The sequence below is a fragment of the Nocardia spumae genome (assembly GCF_020733635.1).
Lineage (GTDB): Bacteria > Actinomycetota > Actinomycetes > Mycobacteriales > Mycobacteriaceae > Nocardia > Nocardia spumae.
In genome coordinates this window covers 1,990,484-2,006,220 of the sequence record NZ_JAJFZL010000001.1, presented here as the reverse complement: position 1 = coordinate 2,006,220, position 15,737 = coordinate 1,990,484, and the positions used below count along the sequence as shown (strand labels likewise).

General features: G+C 67.4%; 17 protein-coding genes. 7 read left to right on the top strand and 10 right to left on the bottom strand.

Annotated features, from left to right (window positions below):
* Positions 1-46 precede the first annotated feature (46 nt).
* Positions 47-517, bottom strand: coding sequence for a ribose-5-phosphate isomerase (locus LKD76_RS08535; protein ID WP_227980482.1), 471 nt, complete (start codon positions 515-517; stop codon positions 47-49).
* Positions 518-607: 90 nt separating this feature from the next.
* Between LKD76_RS08535 and LKD76_RS08530 the strand changes: the two genes are divergently transcribed.
* Entirely contained in the window at positions 608-1,726 is a 1,119-nt protein-coding gene (locus tag LKD76_RS08530) for a M48 family metallopeptidase (protein WP_227980481.1), read from the top strand.
* A gap of 70 nt (positions 1,727-1,796) precedes the next feature.
* On the opposite strand, the gene LKD76_RS08525 is transcribed toward LKD76_RS08530, so the two are convergent.
* Positions 1,797-2,459, bottom strand: a complete 663-nt coding sequence (locus LKD76_RS08525) for a mycothiol-dependent nitroreductase Rv2466c family protein (protein ID WP_227980480.1) — start codon at positions 2,457-2,459, stop codon at positions 1,797-1,799.
* A 148-nt stretch (positions 2,460-2,607) separates the two neighbouring features.
* On the opposite strand from LKD76_RS08525, the gene LKD76_RS08520 reads away from it, so the two are divergent.
* Positions 2,608-3,828 (top strand): NAD(P)/FAD-dependent oxidoreductase, encoded by a 1,221-nt coding sequence (locus tag LKD76_RS08520; RefSeq protein ID WP_227980479.1) that lies wholly within the window; start codon positions 2,608-2,610, stop codon positions 3,826-3,828.
* 17 nt (positions 3,829-3,845) lie between these two features.
* On the opposite strand, the gene LKD76_RS08515 is transcribed toward LKD76_RS08520, so the two are convergent.
* The gene (locus LKD76_RS08515; RefSeq protein ID WP_227980478.1) at positions 3,846-4,670 is read right to left on the bottom strand and encodes a phosphoribosylaminoimidazolesuccinocarboxamide synthase; all 825 of its coding nucleotides are present in this window, start codon (positions 4,668-4,670) and stop codon (positions 3,846-3,848) included.
* Positions 4,671-4,890: 220 nt separating this feature from the next.
* Between LKD76_RS08515 and pepN the strand changes: the two genes are divergently transcribed.
* The 3 genes from pepN (at position 4,891) to LKD76_RS08500 (ending at position 8,814) form a co-directional block, all read left to right on the top strand.
* Positions 4,891-7,485, top strand: coding sequence for an aminopeptidase N (gene pepN / locus LKD76_RS08510; RefSeq protein WP_227980477.1), 2,595 nt, complete (start codon positions 4,891-4,893; stop codon positions 7,483-7,485).
* A gap of 116 nt (positions 7,486-7,601) precedes the next feature.
* Positions 7,602-8,207, top strand: a complete 606-nt coding sequence (locus LKD76_RS08505) for a ClpP family protease (protein WP_227980476.1) — start codon at positions 7,602-7,604, stop codon at positions 8,205-8,207.
* 16 nt (positions 8,208-8,223) lie between these two features.
* On the top strand, positions 8,224-8,814 hold the full coding sequence (locus LKD76_RS08500) for a ClpP family protease (RefSeq protein ID WP_227980475.1): 591 nt from the start codon (positions 8,224-8,226) through the stop codon (positions 8,812-8,814).
* Between the two features lie 28 nt (positions 8,815-8,842).
* Here LKD76_RS08500 and LKD76_RS08495 read toward each other — a convergent pair whose 3' ends face one another.
* The 5 genes from LKD76_RS08495 to LKD76_RS08475 all read right to left on the bottom strand — a co-directional run bounded on the left by LKD76_RS08495 (position 8,843) and on the right by LKD76_RS08475 (position 12,431).
* Positions 8,843-9,292 (bottom strand): helix-turn-helix domain-containing protein, encoded by a 450-nt coding sequence (locus tag LKD76_RS08495; protein ID WP_227980474.1) that lies wholly within the window; start codon positions 9,290-9,292, stop codon positions 8,843-8,845.
* 171 nt (positions 9,293-9,463) lie between these two features.
* A complete protein-coding gene (locus LKD76_RS08490) occupies positions 9,464-9,934 on the bottom strand; it encodes a DUF5130 domain-containing protein (protein ID WP_227980473.1) in 471 nt (156 codons plus the stop codon).
* On the bottom strand, positions 9,921-10,199 hold the full coding sequence (gene ctaJ / locus LKD76_RS08485) for an aa3-type cytochrome oxidase subunit CtaJ (RefSeq protein ID WP_227980472.1): 279 nt from the start codon (positions 10,197-10,199) through the stop codon (positions 9,921-9,923). The genes LKD76_RS08490 and ctaJ overlap by 14 nt, the downstream gene beginning before the upstream one ends.
* A gap of 51 nt (positions 10,200-10,250) precedes the next feature.
* Positions 10,251-11,795: a glycoside hydrolase family 13 protein gene (locus LKD76_RS08480; protein ID WP_227985160.1), complete on the bottom strand. Its 1,545-nt coding sequence runs from the start codon at positions 11,793-11,795 to the stop codon at positions 10,251-10,253.
* Between the two features lie 231 nt (positions 11,796-12,026).
* Entirely contained in the window at positions 12,027-12,431 is a 405-nt protein-coding gene (locus LKD76_RS08475; protein ID WP_227980471.1) for a globin, read from the bottom strand.
* Between the two features lie 342 nt (positions 12,432-12,773).
* On the opposite strand from LKD76_RS08475, the gene LKD76_RS08470 reads away from it, so the two are divergent.
* Both LKD76_RS08470 and LKD76_RS08465 read left to right on the top strand, forming a co-directional pair.
* Positions 12,774-13,511: an HNH endonuclease gene (locus tag LKD76_RS08470; RefSeq protein WP_227980470.1), complete on the top strand. Its 738-nt coding sequence runs from the start codon at positions 12,774-12,776 to the stop codon at positions 13,509-13,511.
* 120 nt (positions 13,512-13,631) lie between these two features.
* Positions 13,632-14,573, top strand: a complete 942-nt coding sequence (locus LKD76_RS08465) for an NAD-dependent epimerase/dehydratase family protein (protein WP_227980469.1) — start codon at positions 13,632-13,634, stop codon at positions 14,571-14,573.
* A gap of 6 nt (positions 14,574-14,579) precedes the next feature.
* Here LKD76_RS08465 and LKD76_RS08460 read toward each other — a convergent pair whose 3' ends face one another.
* Both LKD76_RS08460 and LKD76_RS08455 read right to left on the bottom strand, forming a co-directional pair.
* On the bottom strand, positions 14,580-15,233 hold the full coding sequence (locus tag LKD76_RS08460) for a DUF8185 domain-containing protein (protein ID WP_227980468.1): 654 nt from the start codon (positions 15,231-15,233) through the stop codon (positions 14,580-14,582).
* Positions 15,234-15,264: 31 nt separating this feature from the next.
* Complete coding sequence (locus LKD76_RS08455) at positions 15,265-15,705, bottom strand: acyl-CoA thioesterase (protein WP_227985159.1); 441 nt, start codon at positions 15,703-15,705, stop codon at positions 15,265-15,267.
* Between the last annotated feature and the right edge of the window lie 32 nt (positions 15,706-15,737).

Below are 15,737 nucleotides of genomic sequence, written 5' to 3'. Positions count from 1 at the left end.
GACGGCCGAACGAGACCGGGCCCTGCGGCCCGGCCCGTCGATGCCGTCAGCTCTGCACCGCCGGCGGCTGACCGGACTTCTCGTACTCGGCGATGATGTCGATGCGACGCTGGTGGCGCTGCTCGTCCGACCACGGAGTCGCGAGGAAGGTGTCGATGATGGCGAACGCCTCCTCGGTGCTGTGCATGCGGCCGCCGATGCCCATGAGCTGCGCATTGTTGTGCTCACGAGCAAGTTTGGCGGTCTCCACGCTCCAGGCCAGCGCACAGCGGGCACCAGGCACCTTGTTCGCGGCGATCTGCTCACCGTTACCGCTGCCGCCGAATACGATGCCGAGACTGCCCGGGTCAGCGACCACACGGCGCGCGGCATCGATGCAGAAGGCCGGGTAATCGTCGACGGCGTCGTACTCGTGGGCTCCGCAGTCGACCACGTCGTGGCCGGCCTGCGTCAGATGATCCTTGACTTGGTTCTTCAGTTCGAAGCCGGCATGGTCGGCACCCAGATATACGCGCATGGCTGAGATTGTGTCAGGCGGTATCGAAGCCCCCGCACCGGGTTCCGCGCCCCCTGCGAGGGTCCGGGGATTCTCTATAGAGTTCAGCCCATGCAGTCCGACGATCACAGGACCGATCAGTCACCACAGCAGGGGCCGGGATGGAATCCGGTGACCGGTATGGCGGGGTGGGATCCGAGGCTCGGCCCTCCGGGATGGGGTCCGCAGCAACCGTTTTCGCCGCCACAGGTCCCACCGCATCAACCGACGACCGGGTTGTCCCCGTGGGGTATGCCGGCCCGGCACGCCTGGGAGATCCCACTGCTGGTGGTCGTGATCCTGGCGACCACCGCCGGATATCTCATCGCGCTGTTGTTCCTGCTGGTCGGGGCCGTCAACTACTACGTCCTGCTGTTGATTCTGGCGCCGATTCTGCTCTGGTTCGGCCGTGGCACGAACTATTCGATGCAGCGCCTCAACGCGGTGAAGATGTCGCCCACCCAATTCCCCGAGGGATACCGGATGGTGGTGGAGGCCGCGGCGCGCTTCGGCATGGCGACCGTCCCGGACGCCTATGTCCTGCTGGGCAACGGCCAGATCAACGCCTTCGCCTCCGGACACGGCTTTCGCCGCTTCGTCGTGGTCTACAGCGATCTGTTCGAGGTCGGCGGACAGGCGCGCGACCCCGACGCGCTGGCGTTCATCATCGGCCACGAGGTCGGCCACATCGCGGCGGGCCATGTGTCCTATTGGCGGCAGCTCGGCATGTTCCTGGTGCCGTTTCTGCCGATCCTCGGCAATTCGCTGATCCGCGCCCAGGAGTACACCGCGGACAACCACGGATTCTGCAACCGGTATGCCGGTGCGCCGGGTGCCATGAAGACGCTGGCCGGTGGCAAGTACCTCAACTCGCTGGTCGACTTCGACGAGATGGCCGACCGGGCGCCGCGGGAGAAGGGCTTCTTCGTCTGGATCATCAACGCGATGTCGTCCCACCCGGTGCTGACCTGGCGTATGTGGGCGCTACGCGACCGCAGCCGGCACGGGCGGATGTTCCTGCGCCCCAGCGGGCCTCCGCCACCGCGCATCACCCCGCCGCCCGCGGGATATCCGCCGGTCGCCGGCCCGCCGCAGTACCTGCCATCGCAGCCGATGCCACCGTCGGGCCCGCCGACCGAAACCGCCGGGTACACCGGTTACGGCGAATATCCGGGTCTGCCGCCGCGGTAGCCGGGCACGCGATGCGGTCGGCACCGATGCGGCGTGGAACGCGGGTCACCGCGTCCCACGCCGGGGTGTCCTAGTCGAAGACGGGTTCCTCGGTCCGGGTCCGCTTGAGCTCGAAGAAATGCGGATAGGACGCGAGCGCTACCGCACCGTCCCACACCTTTCCGGCCTCCTCACCGCGTGGGATCCGAGACAACACCGGTCCGAAGAACGCGGTGTCGTTGATGTGGATGGTCGGCGTTCCCACATCCGGACCCACCTTGTCCATTCCGGCGTGATGACTCTCGCGCAGCGCCTCGTCGTAGTCGGTGCTGGTGGCCGCTGCCGCCAGCTCGGCCGGGAGACCGACCTCGGCCAGCGCGTCGGCGATGACGGCGGTGAAAGTCTCGGCGCGGTCCTCGCGCTCGTACTCCTCCCGGCGATTGTGGATGCGGGTTCCCATCGCCGTGTAGAGCGGCGACAGCACCTTCTCACCGTGCTGGGCGGCCGCCGCGACCGCGACCCGCACCGGCCCCCAGGCCGATTTCATCATTTCCGCGTACTGCTCGGGCAGGTCCCGGCCCTCGTTGAGCACTGCCAGGCTCATCACATGGAAATGCGTCTCGATATCGCGAACCTTCTCGACCTCCAGGATCCACCGGGAGGTGATCCAGCACCACGGGCACAGCGGGTCGAACCAGAAATCGACACGATCCCCGGAACCGCCGTCGCCGGCGGTGGTCGTCTCATCGCTCACGTTTCGTCCTCTCGAACCATGCGGAGGCCGCGCGCCACCGCCCTCGCTATTGGTCAACGCCGCGATGTTGTCGATATTTCCCGATCGCCGCGCATCGCACAGTAGGGTCGGATGCGACCCTGGTTGCCGCTGCCCGGAGGTTCTTCCCATGACCACAGAATCCAGGTTCGTCGTCGTCGGTGGAGGTCTGGCCGCCGCGAAGCTGGCTGAGTCGTTGCGCGACAACGACTTCGACGGCGCACTGACCGTGATCGGCGCGGAGACGCAGCTACCCTACGAACGGCCGCCGCTGTCGAAGGAACATCTGCTCGGCAAGCAGTCGCTCGCCGACTTCACGGTGCAATCGGAGCAGTGGTATCGCGACCACGAGGTCGAACTGCTGCTCGGGACGAGCGTGTCCGCCATCGACCGCTCATCGAAAACCGTGGCGCTTCCGGATGGTTCGACCCGCCCCTACGACAAACTGGCGCTGGCGACGGGTTCACGCTCGCGGCGGCTGCCGATTCCCGGCGCCGATGCCGAGGGCGTGTACATGTTGCGGACCATCGATCAGTCCGATGCGCTGCTGGCGATGTTCGGCTCGGCCCGGCGGCTGGCGGTTGTCGGCGCCGGATGGATCGGCCTGGAGGTCACCGCCGCCGCACGGGCCGCGGGACTCGAGGTGACGATGCTCGAGGTGGGGTCGGTACCGCTGCAGGCGGCGCTCGGTGAGCCGATGGGCACGGTCTTCGGCGAACTGCATCGCGCCCACGGGGTGGATCTGCGCTGTGGTGTGAAGGCGGCCGAGATCGTCACCGTGGATGGGAAGGCCACCGGGGTCCGGCTGGCCGACGATTCGGTGGTCGATGCCGACGCGGTGCTGATCGCGGTCGGCGCGCGTCCGAATATCGAACTCGCCGCCGACGCCGGACTCGCGGTCGACGGCGGAATTCTGGTGGACGAGAGCCTGGCCAGCAGCGATCCGGATATCGTCGCGGTCGGCGATATCGCCGATCAGCAGCATCCGGTCCTCGGGCAGCGCGTGCGCGTGGAGCACTGGGCCACCGCGCTCAACCAACCGGCCGTCGCGGCGCAGACCATGCTCGGCCGGCCCGCGACCTACGATCGGCTGCCGTACTTCTTCACCGATCAGTACGACCTCGGGATGGAGTACACCGGCTTCGTCGCTCCCGGCACCACGACATCGCTGGTGGTCCGGGGCGATACGGCCGGGCGCGAATTCGTGGCGTTCTGGCTGGACCCGGGCAACCGGGTGCTGGCCGGGATGAACGTCAACGTCTGGGATGTCACCGACCGGATCAAGGAACTGATCCTGAGCGGAGAGCCGGTGGATCCGCAGGCGTTGGCCGATACCTCCGCCGCGCTCTGAACTGTCGCGGCCGCCGATCAGGACCAGGTGTTGCCGGTGATGCGCTGGTATGCGTCCATGTACTTTTCCCGCGTGACGGCTACGACGTCGGCCGGGATCTCGGGGCCGGGCGGTTCCTTGTCCCAGCCGGTCGAGGTCGCCCAGTCGCGCACGAACTGTTTGTCGAACGAGCGCTGCGTGCGCCCCGGCTCCCATTCGTCGGCGGGCCAGAACCGCGAGGAGTCCGAGGTCAGCACTTCGTCTCCGAGGGTGAGGACGTCACCGTCCCAACCGAATTCGACCTTGGTATCGGCGATGATCACACCGCGGGCCGCGGCGTGTTCGGCGCCCCGGGTGTAGATCTCGAGGGTCAGCGCCCGCAGCCGCTCCGCGACCTCGCGGCCTTCCTGATTCACGACGTCATCGAACGTGATGGGCTCGTCGTGGCCGGCGGCGGCTTTCGTGGTGGGCGTGAAGATCGGCTCGGGGAGCTTGTCCCCCTCACGCAGGCCCTCGGGCAGCACCACCCCGGATAGCGCCCCGGTACGCCGGTACTCCTGCAGGCCCGAACCCACCAGATAACCACGGGCGATGCACTCCACCTGCACCATCTTCAGCGGGCGCACCCGTACCGCGCGACCGGCGAATTCGGCCGGGACGTCGGTGGTGGAGAGCACGTGGTTGGGCACATCCGAGAAGTACCCGAACCACCAGTTCGACAGCTGGGTCAGCAGCGCGCCCTTGTCCGGGATCGGCGTCGGCAGCACCACGTCGTAGACCGAGACGCGATCGGAGGCGACCAGGATCAGCGACTCGCCGTCGGCATAGAGATCGCGCACCTTTCCGGCGTGGATGTGCTTCAACCGTCCTCCTCGTTCCGCTGTCCGCCGCACACGAACGATCAGCCTACCGAGGGCCCCGCAGCCGCCCGACGGTCGGTGGCGTGGCGTGCGGCGTTTCATCCTGGACGGGGTGCGGATGAACGGTCGCCCCGGACGGCGGGCCGCGAACGTGGCATTCTGGGCACCGCCAGCGTTGCGTCCGCAGCGTGCTCCACCGACCGGCTCGAGCGAAGGAGTCTCCTTGTCTGCACCGAACCTCACCCGCGAGCAGGCCATCGCGCGGGCCGCGACGATCAGCGTGGAGAACTATCGCGTCGAACTCGATCTCACCGGGCAGCCGACCGACCCCGCGGCCGCCGCGGGCGAAACGTTCTTCTCCCGCTCCACCGTCGGCTTCACGGCCACGCCGGGTGCGGAGACCTTCGTCGATATCGTCGCGGCAGGTGTGCGTTCGGCCGTTCTCAACGGCACCGAACTCGACGTCTCGGGCTACGACGAGTCGCGGGGCCTCACCCTGACCGATCTCGCCGAGAACAACGTCCTGGTGGTCGAAGCGGACTGCGTGTATTCCCACACCGGTGAGGGCCTGCACCGTTTCGTCGATCCGACCGACGACAAGGTGTATCTGTACTCGCAGTTCGAAACCGCCGACGCCAAGCGGATGTTCGCGTGTTTCGATCAGCCGGATCTCAAGGCGACCTACGACATCACCGTCACCGCCCCGGCCGACTGGGAGGTCATCTCCAACGGCGCCGCCACCGCCACCCGCACCATCGGCGAGAGCGTCGAGCACACCTTCGCCACCACACCGCGCATGAGCACCTATCTGGTCGCGCTCATAGCCGGCCCGTACGCGAAATGGATCGACGTCTACACCGACGACCAGTCGACCATTCCGCTCGGCATCTACTGCCGGGCCTCGCTGGCCGAATTCATGGACGCCGAAAGGCTTTTCACCGAGACCAAGCAGGGCTTCGCGTTCTATCACCGGAATTTCGGCATTCCCTACGTATTCGGCAAATACGATCAGCTCTTCGTTCCCGAATTCAACGCCGGCGCCATGGAGAACGCCGGCGCGGTGACCTTCCTCGAGGATTACGTCTTCCGCTCCAAGGTCACTCGCGCATCCTACGAGCGACGCGCGGAAACCGTGCTGCACGAGATGGCGCACATGTGGTTCGGCGATCTGGTGACCATGAAGTGGTGGGACGACCTGTGGCTGAACGAGTCGTTCGCCACCTTCGCCTCGGTGCTGTGCCAGGCGGAGGCCACCGAATACACCGCTGCCTGGACGACTTTCGCGAATGTGGAGAAATCCTGGGCCTACCGGCAGGATCAACTGCCCTCGACGCACCCCATCGCCGCCGACATTCCGGATCTGGCAGCGGTCGAGGTGAATTTCGACGGCATCACCTACGCCAAGGGCGCCTCGGTATTGAAGCAGCTGGTGGCCTATGTCGGGCTGGAGCCGTTCCTGGCCGGACTGCGCGACTATTTCGCCGCCCACGCCTTCGGCAATGCGACCTTCGACGATCTGGTCGGCGCGCTCGAGAAGTCCTCCGGGCGTGACCTTTCCAGCTGGGGTGCGCAATGGCTCAAGACCACCGGCCTGAATACGCTGCGCCCCGACTTCGAGGTCGGTGCCGACGGCACGTTCACCCGGTTCGCGGTAGTGCAGGGCGGCGCCGAACCCGGCGCCGGTGAGCACCGCGTGCACCGCCTGGCGATCGGCGTCTACGACGACCGTGACGGAAAGCTGGTGCGTACCAAGCGCGTCGAGCTCGATCTCGACGCGGCCGAACGCACCGAGGTCGCCGAACTGGTCGGTGTGGAGCGCGGGCAACTGGTACTGGTCAACGACGACGACCTCACCTACTGCTCGCTGCGGCTGGATCCGCGGTCGCTCGACACGGTGGTGGCTCGCATCGCCGACATCGCCGAATCCCTGCCCCGGACGCTGTGCTGGTCGGCCGCCTGGGAAATGACGCGACAGGCCGAGATGCGGGCCCGGGATTTCGTGGCGCTGGTGCAGAGCGGCATCGGCGCCGAGACCGAAATCGGTGTGGTGCAACGCCTCCTGATGCAGGCGCACACCGCGCTGGCGAGCTACGCCGATCCCGAGTGGGCCGATCAGACCGGCTGGCCGGCCTTCGCGGACCGTTTGCTGGAACTCGCCCGGGCCGCCGAACCGGGTTCGGATCACCAGCTGGCGTTCGTGAACGCGCTGACCGCCGCACGGCTGTCCTCCTGGCACAGCGAGGTTCTCGGCACGCTGCTGCTGGATTCCGATCCGGCCGCGGCCCAGCTGCCCGGGCTCGCGGTCGACACCGACCTGCGCTGGCGGATCGTCCAAGCGCTCGCGGCGGCGGGACAGCTCGACGCCGAAAGCGCCGAGACCCCGGTGGTCGATGCGGAACTCGATCGCGACCCCACTGCCGCCGGTCGGCGACAGGCTGCCGCTGCCGCCACCGCGCGCCCGCAGGCCGAGGTCAAGGAAAAAGCCTGGCGGACAGTGATGGAGGACGATTCGGTACCGAATATCACCGCCCGCGCGATCGTCGGCGGGTTCGCGCCGGTCGGTCAGGGCGAACTGCTGTCGCCGTATGTCCAGCGCTATTTCGACGAGATCGCCTCGGTCTGGGAACGACGCTCCAGCGAGGTCGCCCAGACCGTCGTGATCGGCCTCTACCCGCACTGGGCGATCAGCACGGAAGCGGTGGCGGTGGCCGACAAATTCCTCACCGGCGAGCACCCGCCGGCATTGCGCCGCTTGGTGATCGAAGGCAAGGCCGGTATCGAACGGTCGCTGCGGGCACGCGCCGCCGACATCGCCTGAGTTCGGCGGGCCGGTGGTGGCCAGGACCACCACCGGCCGGTACGCCGCTGCTGTCAGCAGATCTGCTCACAGCAGCGTCAGCGCCGCGGCAGCTCCGGATGGGGCACGTTGGGGGCATGGCTCACGACGAAAAGACTCCCCTGTTCAGTTGGCGCACCCGCGAACAGTTGCTCGCGCGAAGGGTTCTCGTGCTCGACGGAGGGCTCGACGACGACAACGGCACCCTGCTCATGACCCAGGTGCTGACCCTGGCCGCGGAGGATCCTGACGGCGATATCTCGCTGTGGATCCACTCTCCCGGCGGGTCGGTGCCGTCGATGCTCGCGATCCGCGATGTGATGAGGTTGGTGCCGTGCCGGGTGTCCACTCTGGCACTCGGATTGGCGTGCAGTGCGGGTCAGTTCCTCCTGTCGGCCGGGACGAAGGGGCGCCGGTACGCGCTGCCTCATGCCCGCATCCTCATGCATCAGGGGTCGGCGGGAATCGGCGGCAGCGCGGGCGAGGTGGAGGTGCAGGCCGACGATCTGCGCCACACCGTCAATACGGTGCTCGGCCTGATCGCCGAGGACACCGGCCAGCCGTTCGACCGAATCTACGAGGACTCGCTGCACGACCGCTGGTTCACCGCGACCGAGGCCCGGGAGTACGGCTTCATCGACCACATCGTCGATTCCTTCGATCAAGTGATTCCGCAGCGTCATCGCGTCGGGATCTCGGGCTGAGGCGGGAAGGACAGTCATGACCAGCTACACCATCCCCAATGTCATCGCTCAGCATCCACGCGGCGAGCGGATCATGGACGTCTACTCCCACCTGCTGACCGAGCGGATCGTCTACCTGGGCACACCGATCGATTCCGGTGTGGCGAATGCCCTCATCGCGCAGCTGCTGCACCTGGACGCCGACAGTCCGGGGCAGGAGATCAATCTGTACATCAACTGCGAGGGCGGCGATCTGTCGGCGATGCTGGCGATCTACGACACCATGCAGCACATTTCCTCGCCTGTGGCGACCACATGTGTCGGCCAGGCCATCGCGGTCGGTGCGGTGCTGCTGGCCGGTGGCGCGACCGATCGGCGCTCGATGCTGCCGCACGCCCGCGCGGTCCTGCATCAACCGGCGACCCGCGGCCAAGGCGCGATCCCCGATCTGATCCTGCAGGCCGACGAACTCGTGCGCATGCGGGCCGAGATCGAGACGATCCTGTCCCGGCACACGGGCCAAGAAGTGGCGACACTGCGCCACGACACCGATCGGGACCGGGTCTTCACCGCGCGGACGGCGGTCGATTACGGACTGGCCGACCGAGTTCTGGGCGCCCGGGACTGAGGCCGATCCGGCGAGTTCGGGAGTCCGCTCAGGCGGCGCGAGCCAGCATCGTCGGATTCACCGGCGGCCGGCCGACCAGCGGACCGACGGGCACCGGCCGGGACACCCGCCGCAGGGTTCCGGCGATCTCGGTGGTCAATTCGCCGAGCGTGGTGCCGAGCGCACCGGCCAGTGCGGCGATCATCTCGCTGGAGGGTTCCTTGCGCCCGCGTTCGATCTCGGACAGGTACTGCGGAGAGATTCCGGCCCGACCCGCCGTCTCCGACAGCGTCTCGCCCTGGTCTCGGCGCAGTTCGCGCAGCCGCTCACCGAGTACCTCGCGCCACAGCGGTTCCGCGGATGTCCGGGCGGAGCGTCGCGGGGGCGCCGGAACGCTGCGCACGAAGTCCGCCCGCGGCCGCGCCTCGGCGCTGTCGTGGGACGCCGAGGCACCGTCCCGTCCGCCCGGCAGCGAATGCAGTCTCGGATACTCGGCCATGAGGTGAGCCTACGGTCGGTGGACCGACCGGTGATCCGCTTACGCTCACAGCGTATTTCGCCCGGTGGAATCCGGTCCCGCAGACAGCCGCACCCCTTTCCGGAGATCTCCGGAAAGGGGTGCGCGGCCCTGATGTGAACCGGCGCGAGCGTGCCGATCAGTGCGTGAGTGTCAGCTCGGACGGCCGATCGCGGACGCCATCACGCGGACCGCCGATACGAGGCCGTCGATGAGCTGTCCCTGGCGCAGCGAGGACAGCGCGGCGGTGACGCCGAGCTGGCAGATCCGATCGTTGACGCGGTCGGCGACATCGCGACCGGAGCGAACCTCGACCGCATGGTCGTTGGGCGAAACGGCGATGAGCACCGAACGCGCGGCCTCGGGGGTGGTCGGGAACACCGCATCGGCGCCGACCGCGGCATCCGCGCCCAGATCGCCGATATAGACGTTGAACCGGACCTTGGTGCTGCGAGTCGCCTCGGTCAGCGTGTTGTCCATCAGCAACCGTTCACGGTCGTTGAACGGCGCCTCCTTGAACACGTCACCGGCCTCGTGCACGCCGGATACGCGGCCGCTGGGTGTCACGGCGTAGCCGTGCGGCAGGGTGGACGGGTCCACCGCGGGCCAACTAGAACTTGCCACTTGCCCGGCCTCCGATCAGATCTGCCCCGGTGGATTCGATGGCCGCATGGTGTCCATGCGACTCGTCACCGATGTGATGGCCGTAGACGGTCACCTCATCGGTCGCACTCCACAGCACCGGCGCCGCGGTCCACTTGTTCCCGAGGTCGTAGTGGACCGGCTTCTCACCGGGCAGCGGTTTGCCGAGGAACGACAATCCGGCGATCACCGCGTAGATCACCAGCGGGATGCCGAGAAAGATCAGCACTGTTTCGAGAATGCTCACGGATCAACGGTAGACGATCGCCGTTCGCGGGTCGGCGCCGAGCCACTCGTGTCACACCAACCAGGCCGCGGCACCGGGTACGAGCAGCGAGCCGTCCAGCGGCGCGCTCGCCAGCAGCAGGGTGCCCGGCGGCAGTGCGATCGGCGTCGGCGAGGTGTTGAGCACACAGATCAGCCCGCCGGGTCGGCGGAACGCCAGACACTTCTCGGGACCGCCGTACCAGTCGATCGTGTCACCGTCGAATTCGCCTCGCGTGCTGCGCAATTCGAGTGCGGTTCGATACAACGACAGTGTCGAGTCGAGGCGTTCGAGCTGCGCCTCCACGGTCCGGTCGGCCCAGGCCGCCGGAATGGGCAGCCACGAACCGGCCCCGGCGGTGAATCCGAAGGGCGGACGGTGACCTTCCCACGGCATCGGGACCCGACAGCCGTCACGCCCCCGCTCGGTGTGGCCGGATCGCTCCCAGACCGGATCCTGCAGCGCGTCCTCGGGCAGATCGTCGACATTCGGCAGTCCCAGCTCGGCGCCGTTGTAGACGAAGATCGCGCCCGGCAGCGCGAGCTCCACCAGCATCATCGCCCGCGCCCGCGCGACACCACGCTCACCGCCGCCGTAGCGGGTCACCTCTCGTTCGATGTCGTGATTGGACAGCGTCCAGGTCGGCACGGCACCGACGCGGACCACCGACTCCAGCGAATTCTCCACCGCCGCGCGAATTTTCACCGCATCGAACGGTGTCTCGGCGAGCCGGAAGTTGAAGGCCAGATGGAGTTCGTCCGGCCGCACGTATTCACCGAAGCGGGCATTGTCGTCGATCCAGACCTCGCCGATGGAGACCGCGTCGGGATATTCGTCGAGCACCTTGCGCAGGCGGCGATGGATGTCGTGCACACCCGGATTGTTGAACCGCGGATCGGTGTCGTCGTGGACGAGCAGTTTCGTCGCCGCCGTCGCGGCATCCATATCGGGCAACCCCGGCGGCTTGGCCATTCCGTGGGCCACGTCGATGCGAAAACCGTCGATCCCACGATCGAGCCAGAAACGCATGGTCTGCTCGAAATCGGCGACGACCTCGGGATTGTCCCAGTTGAGATCCGGCTGTTCGGGAGCGAACAGATGCAGATACCACTGACCGGGCGAGCCGTCGGGTTCGACGATCCGGGTCCAGGCCGGACCGCCGAAGATACTGGGCCAATTGTTGGGCGGCAGTTCGCCGTCCGGGCCCCGGCCGTCACGGAATATGTAGCGAGCCCGCGCGGAACCACCCGGCGCCCCGGCCAGTGCGGCGGCGAACCAGGGATGGCGATCGCTGGTGTGGTTGGGGACCAGATCCATCGTCACCCGGATACCGCGATCGTGCGCCTCCGCGATCACCTGATCCAGCGTGTCCAGATCGCCGAACAGGGGGTCGATATCGCGGGGATCGCTGACGTCGTAGCCGCCGTCGGCCATCGGTGACCGCATCACCGGGCAGATCCACAGGGCATCGATACCCAGCAGTTCCAGATAGCCGAGCCGGTCCCGGACTCCGCCGAGATCACCGATACCGTCGCCCGAGGAGTCGGCGAACGACCTCGGGTAGATCTGGTAGAACACCGCCGATCGCCACCATGGCGGCGTCGCTGCGCGGTCGAGTCCTGCGGCCCCCGCCGCGTCGGGCTCAGCCTGTCCCCCGGCCGATGACGCTGTCACAGTCGCCCATAGTGCCAAAATCCACGACCTCCAGCCGAGCGGGCGCGTCGCATTGGCACAAATGAGCAACTGCACAGCAGCCGCCGACGGGAGCCGGGGCCCCTCGTCGCCGGGGCGGACGTGCCGCCGCTCATCTCACAGCGGGGAATTGATCAGCGAATTCGCCGCCATCTCCAGGTAATCGAGCAGCGCACGGCGATGTTCGTCATCGAGAATCTCCGGCTCGATTTCGGCAACCGCGATGCGCATGCAGCGCAACCACGCATCCCGTTCGATCGGGCCGATACTGAAGGGCATGTGCCGCATCCGCAGCCGGGGATGTCCGCGCTCATCCGAATAGGTCCGGGGGCCGCCCCAGTACTGCTCGAGGAACATGCGCAGCCGGCGTTCCGCGGGACCGAGATCCTTTTCGGGGTACATCGGCCGCAAGATCTCGTCGGCAGCGACCTCGCGGTAGAACGCCGCCACGATCCGCCGGAACGTGTCCGCACCGCCGACCGCCTCATAGAACGATGTCGCCGTCTGTTCGCCCGAAGTCATCGACCCTCTCGATCTGCTCGCCTGCCCGGTATCCGCCACCATTGTGCCCGGCCCCGCACCGCAGGCCCACCGGTGGCGACGCCGAGAAGTCGACATCGACGTATCACCCGACGTTCAGCACCGGGTCGCCCCGGCGACGCGGAGGTCGCCGATAATCACCCGGACACCAGCATCGAACACCCCGCATGCCGACCCGCACCCCGTCGACCACCGGCGATATGTGAACCCGCGACGATTTCGGCACCGAAATCACTGTGCACACGGGCACGTTCCGTGGTCAACTGGGTGACAGTGTCTGCCGACCAGCACACGAACCGACCTAGCAGAATTCGGGGTCCCTCAATGAAGCAGCGGCACGGCGCCCGGTCACACGAGGCGAGAGCGCACCGACAACTCCAGCCCGCCGATGTCCACAATCGTGGGTCGGGGGCTACTCCGCTGCATATCCTCTCCGCTTATTCCTCTCCGGGACATCCGTCCCCTCCTCCGGAACATTCACCGGACTCTCCGGGGCTTTCGTCCCCGAGTGCGATCACCCACCGTTCCGATTCCGTCGTCGCCACCTGGGCCAAGAGCCGGGTGTTGCTGCTGAACGCCACATACGAACCGCTCACGGCGCTGCCCGCGCGCCGCGCCATCGTGCTGCTGGTCTGCGACAAGGCCGATACCGTGCATCACAATCCGGAGGGTCCCGTCGTCCACAGCGCGGGCGCCTCGGTCGCATTGCCGTCGGTGATCCGACTGCGCAACTACGTCCGGGTGCCCTACCGGGCCCGGGTCCCGATGACGCGCGCGGCACTCATGCACCGCGACCGATATCGCTGCGCCTACTGCGGCGGGAAAGCCGAAACCATCGACCACGTGATTCCGCGCAGCCGCGGGGGCGCGCATTCGTGGGAGAACTGCGTCGCCTCCTGCGCCCCGTGCAATCACCGCAAGGCCGACAAGCTCCTCAGCGAACTGGGGTGGACCCTGGGGCAACCACTCGTCTCACCGAAGGGGCCGCACTGGCGACTGCTCTCGACCACCTCGGATCTCGATCCGGTATGGCTGCAGTACCTGGGCGAAGGTGCCGCCTGACCCGGTAGTTCGTGTGCGTAAGTCACAAACGTGAGCACCGCTCTTGCGCTGTGCGCGTCCGTGATGCACACTTGTGCTCAACATCGAGAGCAATGCTCACGAAAGTGATTGGAGCACGCAATGTCGGATCTGCATGTCGTCACCGGAGCCGGGCCGGTCGGCACCACCGTCGCCGAACAACTGGCCGCGGCCGGAGCCGCTGTCCGGATTCTCACCCGATCGGGCAGCGGGCCGGTCCATCCGCTCATCGAGCGGCGCGCGGTCGATGTCAACGACCGCGATCGGCTCGCCGACGCGGTCGACGGCGCCGTGGCGGTCTACCACTGCATCCACGGGTCGCAGTACTCGGCACGGATCTGGCGGGCCGAGCTGCCGGGTGCCGAACAGACGATCCTGGATGTCGCCGGCCGCGCGGGCGCCGTCGTAGTGTTCCCCGAGAGTCTGTATGCCTACGGCCCCGTCGACCTCCCGATGACCGAAGATATGCCTCGCACCGCCGCTTTCGGCAAACCCGCGGTGCGGGTGGAACTGCTGCGCGCCCGCGAGGCCTCACCGACACCGACGGTCAGCGTGGCCGCCTCCGACTTCATCGGGCCGCATGCCCGGAATGCGCACGCCGGTGAACGAATGGTCCCGAATATCCTGGCGGGCAAGATCGTTCAGGTCTTCGGCAATGCGGACCTGCCGCACTCGTTCACCTATATGCCCGATCTCGCGGCGGCCATGATCCGGGCCGCGGCGGACCGCACCCTGTGGAACAGCTTCCTGCACGCTCCCACCGCACCCGCGGTGTCGATGCGTGAACTGGTAGCCGAACTGGCCGCCGCCGCCCAGGTCCGGACCCCGAAAGTTGTTGCGCTGCCGGGGTGGACGCTGCGCACGGCCGGGGTGGTCAGCCCACTGATGCGCGAGCTGGCGGAGATGAACTACCAGTTCGAGCGCCCGTTCGTCCTCGACTCGAGCCGCAGCGAAAAGCTGCTCGATCTCGCGCCCACGCCCCGCGACGAGGTGGCGGCGGGAACCGTGGCGTGGTGGAAAACCGTTGTGGCGAACGCTGAGTGAGCCCGGTCAGCCGGCGAGCAGTGGTCCGCTACGACGCCGGGCGACCGAACCGTAACGCGCGTCCAAGCGCAACCAGCTGCGGGTCGCGCGCACCCGTACGGTCTCACCGGGGGCGATCCGGCCGGAGTCGGCCTCCCGCCCGGAATGCGGGATGAAATCCATTGCGGTGAGCGCGAACACGACGCGCATCGGTACCTCGACCCGTTCCTCACCGCCGGTCACGGTCAGTACCGTCTGCTCCAGTAGCGACGCCGGCGGACCGTGCCCGCCGCTGTGCTCGGCGGCTACTCGGGCCCCACGTTCGGCGAGCTCGACCAGACTGCGCGCGGGCACATCGTCGATATGGGTGAAACCGGTCGCGGGTGGCAGGGCGGTCCGCCAGGCGGAGTCCATCGAATATCCGATATCGATATGCCCGTCGGGGCCGGGACCGTTCAATCCGGCCAGTGCCGCATCACCGGCGACGGTGACATCGGCGACCTCGAGATCACCGACCACCGTGCGGGCGGCCAGCACCTCGAATCCGGTGGCCGCCCAGGCGGTGACGTAGCGGTCCCCGCGCCGGTGCAGGCGGATGACCGCGGCCGGATCGAGCCGGACCGCGTGGGCGAGGAAAGTGGCGAGGTTCTCCCGCTCGGCGGGATCGGTTATACGCAGCATCGAACCGTTGTCGTGAGTCGGAATGCCGGCGCTAGTCGGCCCGCCAGATGCTCAGATAATCACGTTCCTCGCCGGTCAACCGCCGCAGCCGCTGGGTATCGATATCGAATGCGGCGATCTGGGTACTGGCGACCACGGCGGGCGGCGAGTCCAGCGCCGCACCGTTGGCCCGGACCTCGTAGCCGATCGTGAAATCGACCGCGCGCAACTGTTCGATCCACATCGCCACATCCAGCGGTGTGTCCTCGTGCCGGAGCTGACCGCGGTACCGGACGTGCAGATCGGCGAGGACACAACCGGCCCGCAGACCGGCGGTGGGACGTCCGTCCTCGAACAGCCACGGAATGCGGGCCTCTTCCAGCAGGGTCACCATGCGCGCATGGTTGATGTGCTGGAACACATCCATATCCGACCACCGGACATCGACCTTCGCGTGAAAACGTTTGGGCAGGACGGCGACGCCTCCGGCCATCGAGGCCCCGTTCACCGAGCCGACATTGGTCA

What these genes read in the sequence shown, in the direction of transcription:
- LKD76_RS08535 (WP_227980482.1), bottom strand. Translation starts at nt 517, where the DNA reads ATGCGCGTATATCTGGGTGCCGACCATGCCGGCTTCGAACTGAAGAAC.
- LKD76_RS08530 (WP_227980481.1), top strand. Translation starts at nt 608, where the DNA reads ATGCAGTCCGACGATCACAGGACCGATCAGTCACCACAGCAGGGGCCG.
- LKD76_RS08520 (WP_227980479.1), top strand. Translation starts at nt 2,608, where the DNA reads ATGACCACAGAATCCAGGTTCGTCGTCGTCGGTGGAGGTCTGGCCGCC.
- LKD76_RS08505 (WP_227980476.1), top strand. Translation starts at nt 7,602, where the DNA reads ATGGCTCACGACGAAAAGACTCCCCTGTTCAGTTGGCGCACCCGCGAA.
- LKD76_RS08500 (WP_227980475.1), top strand. Translation starts at nt 8,224, where the DNA reads ATGACCAGCTACACCATCCCCAATGTCATCGCTCAGCATCCACGCGGC.
- LKD76_RS08495 (WP_227980474.1), bottom strand. Translation starts at nt 9,292, where the DNA reads ATGGCCGAGTATCCGAGACTGCATTCGCTGCCGGGCGGACGGGACGGT.
- LKD76_RS08475 (WP_227980471.1), bottom strand. Translation starts at nt 12,431, where the DNA reads ATGACTTCGGGCGAACAGACGGCGACATCGTTCTATGAGGCGGTCGGC.
- LKD76_RS08470 (WP_227980470.1), top strand. Translation starts at nt 12,774, where the DNA reads ATGAAGCAGCGGCACGGCGCCCGGTCACACGAGGCGAGAGCGCACCGA.
- LKD76_RS08465 (WP_227980469.1), top strand. Translation starts at nt 13,632, where the DNA reads ATGTCGGATCTGCATGTCGTCACCGGAGCCGGGCCGGTCGGCACCACC.
- LKD76_RS08460 (WP_227980468.1), bottom strand. Translation starts at nt 15,233, where the DNA reads ATGCTGCGTATAACCGATCCCGCCGAGCGGGAGAACCTCGCCACTTTC.
- LKD76_RS08455 (WP_227985159.1), bottom strand. Translation starts at nt 15,705, where the DNA reads ATGGCCGGAGGCGTCGCCGTCCTGCCCAAACGTTTTCACGCGAAGGTC.